This window comes from Halobacillus sp. 12SKB, from assembly GCF_052941655.1.
Genome location: NZ_JBRFWR010000001.1, coordinates 1,829,132 through 1,846,710, shown reverse-complemented (window position 1 = coordinate 1,846,710; position 17,579 = coordinate 1,829,132). Strand labels below are relative to the sequence as shown.

At 40.4% G+C, this 17,579-nt stretch carries 12 protein-coding genes and 1 pseudogene; 4 read left to right on the top strand and 9 right to left on the bottom strand.

Features of this window, described 5'->3' with window-relative positions:
* Positions 1-2 precede the first annotated feature (2 nt).
* Complete coding sequence (locus ACQ4XT_RS08870) at positions 3-806, top strand: sugar phosphate isomerase family (protein WP_446853374.1); 804 nt, start codon at positions 3-5, stop codon at positions 804-806.
* 88 nt (positions 807-894) lie between these two features.
* Here ACQ4XT_RS08870 and ACQ4XT_RS08865 read toward each other — a convergent pair whose 3' ends face one another.
* The 3 genes and pseudogenes from ACQ4XT_RS08865 to ACQ4XT_RS08855 all read right to left on the bottom strand — a co-directional run.
* Positions 895-2,316 carry a TcaA NTF2-like domain-containing protein gene (locus ACQ4XT_RS08865; RefSeq protein ID WP_446853373.1) on the bottom strand — a complete coding sequence of 474 codons (1,422 nt, stop codon included), beginning with the start codon at positions 2,314-2,316 and terminating at the stop codon, positions 895-897.
* Positions 2,317-2,438: 122 nt separating this feature from the next.
* Positions 2,439-3,176: a DUF6574 domain-containing protein gene (locus ACQ4XT_RS08860; protein WP_446855632.1), complete on the bottom strand. Its 738-nt coding sequence runs from the start codon at positions 3,174-3,176 to the stop codon at positions 2,439-2,441.
* Between the two features lie 18 nt (positions 3,177-3,194).
* A pseudogene (locus ACQ4XT_RS08855) lies at positions 3,195-3,257 on the bottom strand (zinc-ribbon domain-containing protein); the annotation flags it as partial.
* 720 nt (positions 3,258-3,977) lie between these two features.
* Between ACQ4XT_RS08855 and ACQ4XT_RS08850 the strand changes: the two are divergent.
* Positions 3,978-5,045 carry a hypothetical protein gene (locus ACQ4XT_RS08850; RefSeq protein WP_446853372.1) on the top strand — a complete coding sequence of 356 codons (1,068 nt, stop codon included), beginning with the start codon at positions 3,978-3,980 and terminating at the stop codon, positions 5,043-5,045.
* Positions 5,046-5,220: 175 nt separating this feature from the next.
* Here the strand turns inward: ACQ4XT_RS08850 and ACQ4XT_RS08845 are convergent, their stop codons facing one another.
* On the bottom strand, positions 5,221-6,162 hold the full coding sequence (locus tag ACQ4XT_RS08845; RefSeq protein ID WP_446853371.1) for an LCP family glycopolymer transferase: 942 nt from the start codon (positions 6,160-6,162) through the stop codon (positions 5,221-5,223).
* A gap of 232 nt (positions 6,163-6,394) precedes the next feature.
* Between ACQ4XT_RS08845 and ACQ4XT_RS08840 the strand changes: the two genes are divergently transcribed.
* A complete protein-coding gene (locus ACQ4XT_RS08840; RefSeq protein ID WP_446853370.1) occupies positions 6,395-6,718 on the top strand; it encodes a VanZ family protein in 324 nt (107 codons plus the stop codon).
* 217 nt (positions 6,719-6,935) lie between these two features.
* Here ACQ4XT_RS08840 and ACQ4XT_RS08835 read toward each other — a convergent pair whose 3' ends face one another.
* Complete coding sequence (locus ACQ4XT_RS08835; RefSeq protein ID WP_446853369.1) at positions 6,936-8,021, bottom strand: lipid II:glycine glycyltransferase FemX; 1,086 nt, start codon at positions 8,019-8,021, stop codon at positions 6,936-6,938.
* Positions 8,022-9,017: 996 nt separating this feature from the next.
* Between ACQ4XT_RS08835 and ACQ4XT_RS08830 the strand changes: the two genes are divergently transcribed.
* The gene (locus ACQ4XT_RS08830; RefSeq protein ID WP_514132557.1) at positions 9,018-11,345 is read left to right on the top strand and encodes an immune inhibitor A domain-containing protein; all 2,328 of its coding nucleotides are present in this window, start codon (positions 9,018-9,020) and stop codon (positions 11,343-11,345) included.
* Positions 11,346-11,656: 311 nt separating this feature from the next.
* On the opposite strand, the gene ACQ4XT_RS08825 is transcribed toward ACQ4XT_RS08830, so the two are convergent.
* The 4 genes from ACQ4XT_RS08825 to zwf all read right to left on the bottom strand — a co-directional run bounded on the left by ACQ4XT_RS08825 (position 11,657) and on the right by zwf (position 17,085).
* Entirely contained in the window at positions 11,657-12,421 is a 765-nt protein-coding gene (locus ACQ4XT_RS08825; RefSeq protein WP_446853367.1) for a tyrosine-protein phosphatase, read from the bottom strand.
* 1,106 nt (positions 12,422-13,527) lie between these two features.
* A complete protein-coding gene (locus ACQ4XT_RS08820; RefSeq protein ID WP_446853366.1) occupies positions 13,528-13,977 on the bottom strand; it encodes an RDD family protein in 450 nt (149 codons plus the stop codon).
* A 209-nt stretch (positions 13,978-14,186) separates the two neighbouring features.
* A complete protein-coding gene (gene gnd, locus ACQ4XT_RS08815) occupies positions 14,187-15,599 on the bottom strand; it encodes an NADP-dependent phosphogluconate dehydrogenase (RefSeq protein ID WP_446853365.1) in 1,413 nt (470 codons plus the stop codon).
* Between the two features lie 40 nt (positions 15,600-15,639).
* Positions 15,640-17,085: a glucose-6-phosphate dehydrogenase gene (gene zwf / locus ACQ4XT_RS08810; protein ID WP_446855630.1), complete on the bottom strand. Its 1,446-nt coding sequence runs from the start codon at positions 17,083-17,085 to the stop codon at positions 15,640-15,642.
* Positions 17,086-17,579: the final 494 nt, after the last annotated feature.

Genomic DNA, 17,579 nt, shown 5'->3' with positions numbered 1-17,579 from the left:
AGATGAAAAGAACAAACGTTTCCTACACGTTGACAGAAGAACCCGATGCTTCAGCCCATCATTTTGCCCGTTATCTTGCTGATTTTATTCAAGAGCGCAACGAAAAGAACTTACCGACCAGACTGATTTTGCCGGTAGGACCTGTTCGCCCCTACCCAATTCTAGCCCGCATCATTAATGAAGAAAAGATTTCTTGGCAGAACGTCCATATCTTCAACATGGATGAATACCTGGATTGGCAAGGACGTCCCATTGCAGAAGATCATTCGTATAGTTTTAGAAAGTTCATGAACGAATTTTACAAAAGCCTAAATCCTCCACTCAGGCCCCCGAAAGATCAGTGCCATTTTCCGGATGTGTACAACATTGATGAGATAAGCAGCAAAATCGAAAAGGTTGGTGGCGTTGATCTATGTTTGGGAGGAGTGGGTGTCCATGGGCACGTCGCTTTCAATGAACCTATCATTTCCCGCTTCCAGCAAGTAACCACCGAAGAATTCAAAAACTCTAAAACCCGCATTCTATCCTTAGCGCCTGAAACACATGTGATGAATAGTATCCGAACTAATGGCGGAAGTTTTGATGAATTTCCTCCGATGGCCATCACCTTAGGGATGAAAGATATTCTGAACGCAAGGAAAATCCGCCTTTATTGCGATGGGGGATCCTGGCAGCAGGAAGCCTTTTATCAAGCCATTTACGGGGAAGAAAATGTCCGCTATCCAGTGACATTACTTCAGGACCATACAGATCTTCAATTCATAGCTACGCAGGAGACAGCCCAAAAAGTTTTACATCAGCGCTAGCAATCAAAAGGTCATAAGGAAATGCTAAAGACCTAAAAAGTGCAGGCTTATTCAGCCCTCACTTTTCAGGTCTTTTTCATGGATACTTTTACTTTTGATGAATCGATGATCTTTGGTTACGCTTCGTATCATTAATATGGATCTCCACAATCTTGAAACCGTGTGAACTAAAATAAATCACGTATTCTTTATATCGTTCATAATCCGTATCCATTCCACCTTGGTCTGTAAACGTAAATGTTTCTCTTGTCGTAACCTTATATAAGTCATCCCTTACTTTTTGGGAATCATCAATCACATTTTCCTGAAAGTCAAAATGATAACCATTCCCCCTCACATCTTCCATGTATTCTTCTAATTCAATAGCTGCTTCGCTCCCTTCACCTAAGTAAAAAGCAACCAATGTAAAGTCTTCCGTGTTTAAGGCCTTTTCATAATCTTCTCTGAAATGTAAAACATGCTGTTCAGCTTGATCTATTAACTCTTCCTCCGGCACATCATTCAGATCGATTTCTTCAATAGGCTTCTCTTCTGCGTTCTCTAACTCTTTCTCCTCATCACTTTTTTCCACTTCAAAGATAAACGACATTGAATCAGACGACAGTTGCTCCGGCTGTATGGCTTCCGTGCGAAGGACATTACCTTCAGCATCTTGGATTTCTGCATGTAGAATGGATGATGATTCAGAAGGAAATGGACCTAACTCAGCAAAGTCCTTTAGCAGATACCCTGTGTCCTCCCCATTATAGAAAAGAGCCGCATCCATCTGATTGCTCTTTAGGGTAAACGTATCTAAGTCAACCTCCATTTTCACTTCCGGGGATCCACCTTCAAAAAGCGAGACGCTCATTTCCTCTTCATCGACGAACTCTCCAAATTCATTTTCACCCTTCCATCGAATGGTATGACTTCCTGGATAGACGACAGCTATATCCCGATACTCATCTTCCTCTGATATATTCATTTCCTTACCATCATTTATAGTTATGGACAACGGGGCAACGTTCGTTTTCAAATGGAGATTCTTGTGAATGCCCTGAATGTTATAGGTTTCATAAAAGCCTAACAGCCATTTGCGCTTTTCAACCTTCAATACTTCTCTACCGTCCCATCCCATCACAACTTCAGAATCTTTATCGGAATGTTCGATAACCTGAATTATTTGGTCTATAACAAAATCCCAATCGCCTTCCCGGATATACTGCAGATATTCCTCTTTATTCACAATCCCGTCTTTTTCTAAACTAACGTGCTCAAAGAAACCGTGAGCGTCATCAGCCATCATACGGTCATCCAGCTTTTCAATTCTTTTGTATGGATCGATTATGTTTTCCACCCACAGGTGCGTAAGAAAAAGAACAATAGCTACGCTCACCAAAATCCCCATAACCTTTCTTCGATTGGATATACTCCCATAAGGAACACGTTTTCCTTCAAGTGTCTTTCCACAATTCGTACAAAACTTTGTTTTAAGGGGAAGCTCATTTCCACACTGTGTACAATACTTCACCGTTCCCCCTCCTTTTCAGATGAAATAAAACAAAAGAGTTCATGATGAAAGAAAAACCTCCCCGTGGTCATCATTTAAGGGAGGCTTAAAACAAAAACATTCGCTTTTGTACAAATGACTCATTACATAAAGAATCCTAGAGGTCCTGATTGAAGATCCCTAATAATCTGATTAAAAATGCTCACTCCAACAATAAAATAAAAAATGACCATAACGATATTTGTAATAACCAGACCATAGAAGACATCCAAACCAGAATCAGAGGTCTTTTCAGCATTCAATGTAAATAATAAGGAGAAGCTCGCTGCCGTGAATAAAGCTAGGGATATGAAGAAAAAGAATGTCGCCACGGCACTCAAGGACAATAAAGCAAAGAGATTGGCTATAAGCAATCCGGTGATTGGTAAGACGAGTAGAGAGCCGTATTTAGCAAGGACAGATAGATAATTGGTTTCAACTTTCATCATTTTCCCAACCCCCAGGTGAACCGCTACAAAAACAGCAAAGAAAAGAAGAGCATAAAAGAAGGGCTGAATTACAAAGGAACCGAATGGAATATCAGGGTTAACACCAGTGAAAGAACCTACACCTCTCGAAACATTCCGAGTAACAAAATAGGAGAACAATGGAAATAGAAATGCAAATAAAGCCAGGGATATAAGGCCGTTGACTTTTTGTCCATCATTGACTTCCTTACAAGTGGAAAACGGCTTTTTCAAAGATTGGATAGCAAATTGGTAAAATTGCCTGCTCGTATTTTTCGCTCTTTCTACGTATTCATTTTGAGGAGCAGGGGCCGTTACAGACGCCGCCAACGGTTGAAGGGCTTGAGTAGATGGTTGATGATTGCTTTGGTTCATTCCTCCTTCCACTTGTGTGCCACATCCTCCGCAAAATTTTGAATCTGCCTCCACTTGGGTTCCACACTTCGAACAAAACATAGAATCAACCCTTTCTGTTGGATTGGATCACGCGAGTAAATGTTGAATTCTAAAAAGATCCCCTTCCCCTTAAACATTGTCGCTGACACTTTTATAACAGCTTGAAAAGTACAGCGAGGAGCCTATCTGAATACTTTTACACTTATCGGATTAGAAAACTTGGCCATGACACTTTTTTAGTAGGATCCTCCTCTGTTTCATATTAGCGGTTGCATTCACTTCCTTTCCTTCAAAGGGATTAGTAAAGATTCAATGGCGGAAAGTTTTCCTATCATGAAGAAGAGGGGTGTAGTCACAAATGTTTAGGAGGTATGGGTACAAATATATATGTATGGTAAAAAGCAAATAAAAAAGAACCTTTTTTCCAATAAAAGTATGTGGTTGTTCCACATCCCCTTTAAAAGGTAGACTGGTTGCCTTACAATCCACAAAACATAGCAGACCCTTTCTTTTTTTGTTGAATTCTAGTTTTTTTAAAAAGTAAGAACAAGATCACCTCTCCTTTAAATAAGATAAGAAATGCATGTAGCCTAGATCTATTTTCACGCAACTTAAGAAAGGGGTTAACAAATGAACAACTTCTGTAAAAACTGTGGAGGAAAGCTGGTAGAAGGAAAACCATACTGTGTGCAATGTGGTCAGAGGATCCTCGACTTAGAAGCAGCGAAACCTCCTCAAAAAACTGAAGGAAACGTTAAGAAAAAAAGACGAATACTTATCTTGGCGCTAATTGGAATACTCTCCTTATCAACCGTTTTATACTTCGTATGGGAAGGAACATCCAACAAGGAAATCCATCAGCAAGGAAAAGCGGATGATCAAGAGGGAGTTGAGGAACAGCCAGTAAAAGAGACTAGTAAAGTCTACGGAAAAACAGAAATACCAGAAGAGAAACCAATTGCTTATGCAAATGAAGGAAATGAAGTTGAAGATCAAGATTCAGTAACGCCTGACGCCAATGAGAAAGAGGAACGACTCTTCCAATACGAAGAAGAATTAAATCGGCTGTCCAAAGTTCACCCTTACGATTTAGGTGTTTGGAAGATTGATGATAACGAAAATCACCTAAGGATACATATCAAAGACATAAAAGATGATGGCCTGGGGGAATTGTACCAATCCTATGATTCACAGGAGTATGAGGCTTTAAGAGCATGGGCTCAAGATATCTTTTATATAGCACAAAAAGTACAAAAGGAAACAGGCATCCATACAGAATTCAATATTGAAACCATGTGCGATTCGCAAGCACCAGAAACAATGTTCTCATCCGATATTTTAGAAACATCAGGATCCTGTGGATACTCCATCCCAATACTCACCGGAAGCTCAAAAGAGGACCTTTCTTTATTCATCCATACACTCGTATTCAAAGACAATGAAGAGATACTATCAAGAGACTTTGATGTGCCATCTGAGGTAGAAAACATCCGTGAAAAATACAATAAAATAAAGGAGAACGAACACCTTTACACCGAATTGGAAGTTAGTGTTGATGTAAACGAGTATGAAGACGAAAATGGTATGAGACAAAAGTTAGTCCAGGAAAAATTCAACGGCTCAAGAGTTGAATCCTATTATGGTGATGACGGAGAACTGCTATTCATATTTACTTCTGATGATCATAACAAGGAAAATCGCTATTACTTCAAAGATGGTCTATTAATTAGATGGATTGATCCAAATGGTAATTCAACAGATGCTGGGAATGAGACGGAAGAATATTTTAAACTTAATCACTATTGGCAGTCTGAACTTGAAAAGTGGAAAGAAGACTATTTTTACTGAATATCAAATAGAAGAGGAAAGCTTAGTGCTCTCCTCTTCTTTTTCATTATTCATTTTCTATATGGTTGCATATAACTCACTAAAAACAGACAATAATTTCCCGGGTAATATTTATTTCGTCATCATTCTATTACAAATCTAAGAAAAGAAAAAAAGCCGCTCGTATAAGAGCAGCTTATGAATTATAATCTAGTATCATTTCCCGGACATCCTGCACTTCCTGGTCCGGTACTTCTAAATAATAAATTCCATCAATTTTAGTGCCAGTACCTGTCATCTGATAGGTAGACAGATTTTCTCTCGCCCCACTATAGTTCTTCATCAAATCCTGCATTGTACTGAAATCCATATTGGTAGAAACATTCTTACCAAGAACGTCCATGACATTACCAATTTTATTAATGGATCCGACATTCATCCCTTTATCTACAATACCCTGGATGACTTTACGTTGACGTTCGTTACGCCCAAGGTCACCCTGTGGATCATCATAACGCATACGAACATACCCTAGAGCTTCTTCCCCATCCATGGTCAATTCACCTTTTTTATAATGGAAGTTATCCTTCCCATACCATTCAATATCGTTTTGGATGGTAATTCCGCCAACGGCATCCACCATTTCTTCCAAACCTTCCATGTTCACTTGGACATAGTAGTCAAGGTTAATATCAAGGAAGTTTTCGACAGTCTGTATAGCCATGTCTGCTCCACCAAAAGCGTAAGCATGATTGATTTTATCCAGATTACCCGCTTGAGAAGAATCGCCGACCATCTCCGTACGTGTGTCACGAGGGATGCTGATGATTTGGCTGCGATTCTCGTTCGGATCCACAGACAATACCATCAAAGCATCGGAACGGCCGGAATCGCCAGCTCTTTCATCGACGCCCATCAGCAAAATGTTAAGCGGTTCTTTTTCCTTGCGCTTTTTCTCTGTCAATTCATGATCGATGGATGAGACTTCTTTGTGCATCTTTGAATCCACCGTGTTCTTCGCTCCACTGTACAAGGAGTAACTATATACACCTGCAGGGACTAATAACAATACCAATAAAACAAGCGCGACTTTCCACCATCGTGTTTTTCTCTTCTTATGTTTATCCGAACGTTTCATTTACAAATCTCTCCACCTTATATCACTTTTTCATTCTATTATATAGCGAGAAGGAAAGACTTACAATTCTACAATTATAAAATCATAGATTATCTCCCATACTATTTAAAAAGTTCATGGAATGAGGTCTTATGATGAAAAAGTCAATAATTACAATACTGCCCCTCCTTTATATGATACTTATTTGGATTCAATCTAGTCTTTCTATTGAGACGATAAAGGAGTGGATTTTATGACACTAGGATTTTTCCTGGAAAGTTTGCACCTGGTTGAGTTTGCATTTCTTTACATTCTCATCGTACTGGCTCTTCACGTTCATAGTCGCTTCACTAAAGCGACAAATTTACTTGCTGCTATTTTTGCCTCTTTTTATGGATTGATAGACGAAGTCCACCAACTGTTCGTTGATGGACGATCATTTACTGTTATTGATCTAATAAAAGATTGGGTAGGTGTCTGGATTTCGTACACCATTATTACTATCCAACAGTTTTCATTGAACCGGATTTTTCACAGAAGCATTACCAGACGTTGGCCGCGTAGTGGTGCTCGTTAGAACTTGACTTCGAAACCAATCTTTAACAAGGACTTCTCTCTCAGAGGAACCTCTTAAAGCATGTTCGATCGTTTTGCCATAACAATGTTCTACAAATATCTTCTTTGAATCATTGAAAATAATCCATAATCTCATATAGAAAATTCACTGTTGCAATTAAGATCAAAACTTAGGCAGGGCACTTTTCCCATGAGGATCCCTTCTCCATGATCTGTTCTTAACCTACGACAGTCTCTTTTTTCTCTAATATCGACGTATCTCTGTACATTGGGAAGTATCCGCTCCCACTATCCATCCTTTCTGTCAATTTTTGATAGATGTTATTATTGTGCACTTTTTTTCCTATATAAAAAGGAAGTTCTCCATATTTATTGAACCTCTTCTTAAAACGAAACAAGTTGTCGTTGCCTGAATATCCTCCTCCAAGGTGTAGGTACTTCATCCCTCTTTCTTTACCCCATCTTGCTGCATAATCAATGACGTAATTGTTAGGACAAATCTTCAAATAATTTAAATCGGACCCTACTAAATCATAATGAAGAAAATCTCCATATCTCATAAAAATTCCTGAGAAAATGATCTGTCCTCGGTACCTCACCTCAAATAGTTCTGCCTTCTCCTCAAGTAATTCGGCTTTATTTTGAAAGTATTGCTCTGAAAAATAGTAATATTGGCTGGCATTATTTTTGTCCATTGTGGCATAGTAGATGCGAAGGAAATCTTTACGTTGGTGCAAAGGCTTGTGGATCACCTCGAGACCATTTTTATTTGCTTTACGAATTCGGTTTCTGTTTGTGCTGTCATAATTAGCCCAAATTTCATCTAAATCCTTTGTTAAATCTACATGGATGGTATTTCGAAGATAAGTAGAATCTATAGAAAGATAATCTTGATGATTTCCAATCAGAGGGTGAAAGCGTACGAACTCCGTCACGATTCCTTCCTTTTCACAATAGTTCTCAAAGGCTTTCGTGAAATTCTTGTAGAATTGATTCTTTCTTGAAGCATCCTTAATATTTGAAATAGGTCCCCCGTACCCATAAGGTGTCGTTATATCATATAACTCTCCAGAGAGATTTGAGTTCAAACTCAAGTGCGGCAATTCACTTAGCTTCCTCTTCAAAAAAGGATAATAAATAAACTCGTTGCCTTCTACATACAAAAAGAGGGTCGCCTCTCCTTCCCCATTCAGCTCGTGCAATGTTAAGTATTCAGGAGTGAAATAAATATCTTTGTTTCTCATCTGGTTTAAATATTCGTGCCAAAGCTCGCTGTCCTTACCTTTATAAATATAGCTATCCATGGTTCCCCCTCCATTTCATTTGTGGTAGTTATTTCCTGACTTGGCTCTATTCGCTGACACTTAATCCAACCTAGTAGGCCCAAGCTACACTTAATAACGAAATTCGCTCATCTTTGTAACAAGGATACAATCACTATGACGATCGAAATAACCTTCAATCTTTTCATATGACAAAACTTATTTATAGAGAATGAAAGTGTACACATGACTACTTAAAGATAACGGTTCATCGTGGCATAGCGATGAACCACTTTTATCCGCAGCGTTGTACCTCCCTTCATGTTATATAAAAAGAAAAATATAAAACTTTTGACACCTGACCTTTTAACTAATTATAGTAGTTTAGATGTTAATATCAACTTTCATTTCGAAGCATTTGGAGACAAAAGTAGAGAAATATCTTCTAATTAAACCAATTTACTGGAATTATCTCATATTCTTTATTAAGAACAAGCAAAAAAACTCATTTAGTATGGACAATGACAAAGAAGTGCCATAAGCCCTATAACCCCTAGAGAGCTGTTGAAACGGCATCAAGTATTGAAGGTCAATCGAAAACCTTCATGCAGAAGTCCTTAAATGAGAGGTAGAATAACTTTAGTAATTGCTCACCATTTGTCCATTACATTGATGAGGACCTAATTAATTTATTTAAAAATGGAAAATTAGTTGGGCTCCATACTTATAACGAAATGTTGCCAATTCATTCAGTATATATACTTTTTTTGAAAAATTAATAGAATAAGAGATCAAATTCTGACGTTTCACATTGCTTATTGTCATATGATGAACTTTAAACACCTCTATATATATCACCCCATAGTATTTTTTTCTTATTTTTCTGAATTATTTGCATATAATGTTGATTGTTCGTTCAATTTTGATAAATTAGAAAATGTAGGATAAAAAAAGTTTCTAAAGGAAGGGGTCATTTTATTGAAGAAAACGTCAAAGATTGTAACATCTGCTTTAGCCTTAGCGCTCGCTGTGGGGCCAATGAGCGCCAGTGCTTTCGAAATGCCGACCACCGGTCATGAGAACGTACATAAAACTCATTCACATTCCCAGGGAGGCATGCCTTTCGACGGAGCTATTGCGAATGACGAACGATTGATCGAGATGTTGAAGGAAAGTGGAAAAATCGCAAAAGATGCTTCACCTGCCGAGGCTGAGAAGGGCTTGAAGAAGTTCCTGAAATCTAAACAGGCTTCCGCTGAAAAAGCGAAAGGTCAGTTAGATGATAAAAAAGCAGATACGAAGGCAAAATTAGAAAAAGCCATGGACAATAACAGCTTGACGAATGGGAAAGGAAACAAACTTGGACAAGCGGACACGCCTGATAGTGTCGAAGAAGAAGCTTATGACGGCGAAATGCGTACAGACAAAGTTCTAGTACTTCTTGTAGACTACCCGGATAAACCTCATAATTCCATGTCTGCTGATGAAACAGATATGTATTATGATAATGATGATGCCTATTCCCGTGAACATTATCAGGACATGCTCTTCGGTACAGGCGGTTGGACAGGTCCGGACGGGAAAAACTATGTATCTATGAAACAATATTATGAACAGCAATCTGGTGGGAGTTACTCTGTTGAAGGTGAAGTAGCTGGCTGGTACACGGCTAGTAAACCTGCTGCTGAGTATGGCGGTAACTATCCGTCAGAGGATGATAGTGATGTCAATGCACGTGGATTAGTTAAAGAAGCTTTGGAAGCTGCTGCTGCTGATCCAGAAGTAAACCTTGCTGACTATGACAAGTGGGATCGCTATGACCTGGACGGTGACGGAAACTACCTAGAGGCTGATGGATTAGTCGACCACTTAATGGTCATCCACTCTGGAGTTGGTGAAGAAGCTGGTGGGGGATCCCTTGGTTCTGATGCGATTTGGTCTCACCGTTGGAATCTTGGAGCAGTAACTCCTATTTCCGATACAGAAGCAACTGTCGGATATTGGGGCGGTGCTATGGCGGCCTACGATTACACAATCGAGCCTGAAGACGGTGCTGTAGGAGTCATGGCCCACGAATTTGGACATGACCTTGGGCTTCCGGATGAGTATGATACTCAATACACAGGTGCCGGCGAGCCGGTCAGCTACTGGTCCATTATGTCGAGCGGCAGCTGGGCTGGGAAGATTCCAGGGACGATGCCGACAGGATTCAGTCCTTATATGAAAGAAATGCTTCAAGCCTCGGCAGTAGTAGATAACGAAGGTACTAAAGGTAACTGGTTAACAGGTACAGAAGTTGACCATGAAGAGATTGACGGTAAAGGATTAGAAGTTCTTTTAGACGAAGCAAATACAAAAGGTACGAACGAAGATGTCGTTAAAGTGAATTTGCCGCAAAAAGAAACAGTCATCAACGAACCTGCCAGTGGTGAATATGAGTACTTCTCCGATAGCGCTGATGATCTTCACAATTACCTAACAAAAACTGTAGACCTAACTAATGCAACAAGTGCTGAATTTAATTTTAAAGCTTGGTACGACATTGAAAAAGATTGGGATTATGCATACGTAACTGTTGATGGTGAGCCAGTCGCAAGCGATATTACGACAAACACAAATCCATATGGTTCTAATCTTGGTAACGGCATAACTGGAAGCTCGGACGGATGGATTGACGCTTCCTTCGACCTTTCTGCATACGTAGGTCAGGAAGTCGAAGTGGCTATTGAATACGTAACAGATGCGGCTGTATCCAACCCAGGTCTTTATGCAGACGACCTTTCTATTGTGGTTGATGGAGAAAAAGTTGTATTTGATGATGCAGAAGGTGAAGCTCTTTTCACACTTGATGGCTTCGATAAAAGTGATGGAATTAAACGTTCTGAGCACTATTACATGCTTGAATGGCGCAGTCACAATGGCGTGGATGAAGGCTTAGCAAACATCCGCCGTGGCGACAGTCTCATGACATTCGATGATGGACTAGTGGTATGGTACGTGGATAAGCAATACTCTGAAAACTGGACAGGTATTCACCCTGGAGATGGTTTTGTAGGGGTTGTCGATGCAGACCAGCATGTAAACAAATGGAGTGATGGCAGCGTTGGATCCACTCGTTTCCAAGTCCATGATGCTGCATTCAGCCTTGATAAATCTGAAAAAATGTATTTAGATTATAGGAACCTTTTAGGTGTAACGATGAAAGATAATTACACCAAGCGCACACCTCTTTTTGACGATAGTGCAGACTACTCCAACAAAGGTCTTGTAGATGCAGGACGTAACGTTCCTGAGTATGGACTGAAGTTCAGAGTCACTGGTCAAAGTGAAGATGGTACGGTTGGTAAAGTGTTAATTTTCAAATAATGATATAGGCCACTGGAAATATTCCAGTGGCTTTTTTTCTTCCATTGATTCGCAGCCGAAACATATGTTAAAAAAGTACTAACAAGGCGAAGTATCATGATTAAACCTTGGATAAAACGCATAATGAGCAAGTAAGCTAGAATATTAGAACACGAACGATTAGCAGCTAGAAACAAACGCAAGCCCCCGATCACGGGGACTTGCGTTTTTAATGTGCCATCGAATAATTCTCCTTTGCAGACGATAGATTTTTCAACCACCCTGCACTACTGCCATCATAATTGTTGTTATAACCACATTACTCTTCAATATTAAAAAATTCCCAGGCGTTTTTTTGTTCTAATCCGTTCTGGAGGATCTGTATAAACCATTTCCCCTTCAAGAACAACATGAGCATTTTCCATGAATTGATACATAAGATCTGCACCGAATTTATTCTCTATTTTACTGTAAGCTTCTTTCATGAAAAAACCACGTTTCTTCGAATCATGGGCATTGGAAGCTACAAGGTGGGTCAGATTAGACTCAATCATTTGGTAAGCGTATTTTTGAACTTCCCTCCCTAATTTACCTGCTACACTGGCAGCCATAACTTGTGTGATGGCTCCATTCTTTACTAAATTGTAGAGCTCCTTTGGTTGCTCACGAAGAATTCTATTTCGCTCGGGATGAACGAGAACAGGTTTATAACCTAACATTTGAATGTCGTACAACATTTTCTTAGCATAGTGCGGGAGTTCATGGTTGGGCAACTCTAGGAAAACATAGCCGCTTTTGTCATTGATAGAAAGTACCTCTTTAGCTTCAAATGGCCCCATTTCTCCTGTGATTCTTATTTCCTGCCCAGGTAGCACCGTCAAATCAATCCCTTGTTGGAATAACTCATTATTTAACTGAGCCGTTTTCTGTAGGATGAGCTCCTTCGGATTATTATATTTTGCGTGAAGATGATGAGGAGTAGCTACCATCGTATCAATTCCCTGATCGACGGCGGTTTTAGCCATTCTAATGCTTTCTTCCATCGTCTGAGCTCCATCATCCAGTCCAGGTAAAATGTGACTGTGTAAATCTATCATTTTATTCCACCCCTAGATTTTATTTCGAACCGAAATGTATGGGTTCGATTTATTTCGTAGTATGGTAAAAAGTGCTTCAAAAACTATCCAGTTTACGAATGGAATTCGATGATCTTCTTAGAAGAAAAGATTGCAGGTAATTTGGTTGCGTCACCCTTATCTCACATTCTGGAAAACAGTATTTCAATCCATTCGTTAGTTGTTTACAACGGTTCTTATTAAAGAACGAACGGTTAAAAAAACTCTTTCTCGAAACATTTACTAGGCAGATCCACTTTTACTTTTATAGGTTTAAGGATAAAAGTGTACCAGCAAAAAGATACTCCGTCGTTTTTAACGCTAGACCTTAAAAATCTATCTTTACTAAAAACATTGGCACGCAGATTAATTCTTCTAAATAAATTAAACTCATCACTCTATATCCGAATGATAAATGGATAACTCAGGGATTTACTATCATCAAGAACATAAATACTCCCTATGTCATTATTTAATGAAGATTGACAGTTGAACTCAATCGTTCATTATAAAGAACTATTTTTAGTATATACGAACGATTGGTATTAATAAAGTACTTTAGTAGAAAAATCTACATAGTTGGACTTTATATTTCTTTTTATTGTTCAATGATGAGAACTTTTTAATAGGTAAAAAAACATAGTTACGCCATTCGTATCTGTAATAATTTTCACATTGGGTGAGGGTCACTATAACCACCAGGGTTGTTTAAGGAAGTTCAAATGATATTCAGAGGAACGGGAGCTACGCAGCGGAGAAGTAACCCTGGCCTGCTTCGTTTACATATATCCACGACTCAATTTTCTCCACGCCTTATGTAACATATACCACTAAATGGAATTTTTAGTCGTGTTAAACAGTGAAGATCTAACTTTAGAACAAGCAATTTTAATCAAATGGTTGATCGCAGCTGTATAAAAAAACGCAAGCCTTATAAGGCTTGCGCTCTTTTCATAATGATTAACTGTTAATCCAATCCCTATGGAACGTACCTTCTTTATCCACACGCTGATATGTGTGTTGCAGGAACCGGGCACGGATATTACAGAATCAAGACTATGGTTTAGGTTAGCGATATTTCCAGTTGATTATGCATGCTTTCCTTCCATCACCTGTTGTGAAGAATTTTCAGGACTCTGATGAGTGACATAGGTTCCGGCAATAAAATCATGAATCGCTCTTTTATCATCACGTAACCCAACCATAAATGCACTGACTATAATTCCAATGCCAAGGGTCAAAGCGTAAATCAGCGAACCTACAAACTCTCTCAATAACATTCTTCCAACACCTACTTTTTCTCCATTCTTTCGTATAATCCGGACTCCAGTGGCTTTCTTTCCAATCGTATAGCCGTACCAGATAACGGGAATTAGTACGAAATACAGCATATTCAAAGTGTCTAAAGGAGTGTAATCTCTAAAAAATTCTCCGTAAATCAAGTAAGTGAGTATGCTGAATACGACGCCCAAGATTATTCCATCCAGTGCTCTGGCACCTAACCGCACCCAAAATCCTGCTGGTTGCTTGATTTTCATTTCTCCATCCCCTTTCTGTCTTAAAGACTGTATACCACATTTTGTAAAATATAGTCCTTTTGAAGGGGTAGCATGTACGAAATGAGCAAGACAGAGGGCGTGGAATTCAATCAAAACGCACTAGCATGAGCGGAGTTTATTGCGTGCGAGCGTTTTTGATATAAAAAAGCACAAGCCTGTACTTACAGGCTTGTGCTTTTTCCAAATACTTATCCATTAATCCAATCCGTATGGAACGTACCTTCTTTATCCACACGCTGATATGTGTGCGCACCGAAATAATCACGCTGTGCTTGCAGCAGGTTCGCTGGAAGCTTGGCCGTACGGTAGCTGTCGTAATAAGCAAGGGCGCTTGAGAACGCAGGTACCGGTACCCCGTTTTGAATCGCAAGAGCGAGTGTTTCACGAAGCTCTTTTTGATAAGAAACAGCGATATCCTGGAAGTACGGATCAAGAAGCAGATTCGTCAGATTCTCGTCTTTGTCGTACGCGTCTTTGATCTTCTGCAGGAATTGGGCACGGATGATGCAGCCGCCGCGGAAGTTCATCGCGATGTCGCCGTACTGTAGGTCCCAGCCTTTTTCTTCTGACTGTGCACGCATCTGCGCGAAACCTTGCGCGTAGGAGCAGATTTTACTCATGTACAGCGCTTTACGTAGAGACTCGATGACTTCTTCTTTGTTTCCATCAAAAGTGACTTCTGGACCAGTCAGGTATTGGCTCGCTTTTTGACGTTCTTCTTTCATCGCAGAGATGAAGCGTGCGAATACGGATTCAGTGATGATCGGTAGTGGAACACCAAGGTCAAGGGCACTCTTACTTGTCCATTTTCCTGTTCCTTTTTGACCGGCCGTATCAAGGATGACTTCAACAAGCGGCTTGCCTGTTTCTTCGTCCACTTTTGTGAAAATGTCTGCCGTAATCTCGATCAGGTAGCTGTCGAGTTCGCCTTCATTCCACTCTTTGAAGACTTCGTGAAGCTCTTTAGCAGAGAGACCAAGGACGTTTTTCATGATAAAGTATGCTTCACAGATCAACTGCATGTCACCATACTCGATGCCGTTGTGAACCATTTTCACGTAGTGACCGGCACCGCCGCGTCCCATGTAGGCAGCACATGGTGTGTCCTCAACGTTCGCTGCAATCGCATCGAAGATCGGCTTAACCTCTGCATACGCTTCGCTTGGTCCTCCTGGCATGATGGAAGGTCCTTTACGGGCACCTTCTTCACCGCCAGAGAATCCTGTACCAATGAAGTGGATACCTTTTTCTTCTAAGTAGGAAGCACGACGCTCTGTATCTTCGTAGTACGTGTTTCCGCCGTCGATCAGCATGTCGCCTTCTTCCAAGTGAGGGACAAGGCTTTCGATGACTTTGTCTGTCGTGTCGCCTGCTTTGACCATCATCAAGATTTTGCGTGGTTTTTCAAGAGAAGCGACGAATTCTTCGGCACTGTAAGCACCAGAAATATTGCCTGTATTCTCATCATTTCCGACCAGTTCGTCCACACGGTCTGTCCAGTAATCATAGACAGACACGGTGTAGCCGTTATCCTGGATGTTCAGGGCAAGGTTCGCCCCCATGACTCCTAAACCGATGACTCCAATATTCTGCTTATCCATGTTCCGATCAAATCCTTTCCATTCTATCTGTAAAAAGTTCTTACCACCATGTATAGCCGTCTTCGTTCAATAGCTTCTCAGCTGCTTCCGGTCCTTCAGATCCAGCTTGATAGCCGTGAAGAGGGAGAGCGTCGTTTTCGAATGCTTCCAGAATTGGCTGCACCCACTTCCAGGAAAGTTCCACCTCACTCCAATGAGCGAAATACGTAGAATGCCCAAGCATAGCATCATCCAATAGATTTTCGTAAGCTTCTGGCTGAGCATCCAAGTTTTTAGAAAAGTTGATGTACGCCGGTTCGAACTTTTCATTTGAATCGTCCTTCAAGTTGATGCGCAGCCCGACACTTTCGTTCGGATTGATTTCGATCATCAACAAGTTGGACACAGCCCCTGCCGCATCTTCATCAGCAGCAACCTCGTTCTTGAACTCAATAATGATACGTGTCGATTTTTTCTCGAGGCGTTTCCCTGTACGAATGTAAAAAGGAATGCCTTTCCAGTAATCGTTGTCGATGTACAAACGAGCAGCGAAGTACGTATCGTTGTTCGAGTTTTCCGCAACACCGTCTTCTTCTAAATAACCCGGGATCGGCTCTGCGTTCATTTCACCCGCTTCATACTGCCCACGCACCACATGTTTAGAAATTTCATCTTCCTCTACTGGGCGCAGCGATTCCATGATTGCTTTTTTCTTTTCTTCAATTTGTTTCGGCGTCAATTTTTCCGGGTGATGAAGCGCGGTCATCATCACAAGCTGCAGCAAATGGTTCTGTACCATATCACGAATGGCTCCAGCTTTATCATAATAACCAGCTCTCGTTCCAACACCGACGGTCTCACTCGCTGTAATCTGAACGTTCGCAATCTGCTCATGATTCCACAATGCCTTCAAAATCGGATTCGGACGGATCAACGACTCAAGGTTCTGCACCATCGGTTTTCCAAGGTAGTGGTCGATACGGAAAATCTCTTCCTCCTGGAATACCTTGGTTAGCTCTTTATTTAGATGACGAGCAGAGTGCAAGTCACTTCCGAAAGGCTTTTCAACGATCAGGCGCTTCCAGCCACTCGTGTCTGTGATTCCATTTTCGTGAAGAGAAGCCGCAATCGGCTCAATCAACTTCGGTGCAACCGAAAGATAGAAAAGACGGTTTTCTGGTATCGAAAGCTCACTTTCCCTTTCTTCAATAAAGGCTTTCAATCCTTGATACGATTCATCCTTCATCGCATCAAAAATGAAATAACGGAAAGAAGCAAGGAACTCGTCCAAATTCGATTCGTCTACATCTCTTCTTGAGAAAGATTCCAGAGACTCTTTAATGATGCTGTGGAAATCTTCCTGTGAATACTGTCTACGTCCAAGGCCTACAACGGAAAGGGAATTCGGCATTTTCCCTTCTATATATAAGTTATAGAGAGCGGGATAGATTTTACGTTTCGCCAAATCACCGCTTGCTCCGAATAAAACAAAGGTCATGTCGTCCATCATTTCTGCGGTATCGATTCCATGACTTTTCGTGTTGAGTTGGTCCATGATTCGTGTTACCTCCTGTACTTTTGCGCTTTTATTAGTATAAAGCATGAGCACCAAATATGTAAGTGAACAGGCTTACGCCAGGAACACTGTTTTATTGTTTACCTCATTCATGACATTTATGAAATGTGTCTAAAATGTGTAGCTTGCCATGAAAATTATTTTACTGAAAATTCGGCTGTTTTTAAAGAGGCAACAGGAGGCACACAGTCCGCATCAGGCTTAATTTCAGCGATGTGAGAAACGTGACGCTTTGTATGTCGGCTATACTCTTAGTGTGAGCGTTTTCACTCTTATTTGCAATAGATTGAAAAAAATTTTCATATTATATTTGAATTATAAAGGCGGTTTGGCTCTGAAATAGGTGCTTTTTTGACTTTGATTGATATCCTGCTCGGGCAGAGTGATTCTTTACCTAATTTGAGTGATTTCCAATCCCATTTGAG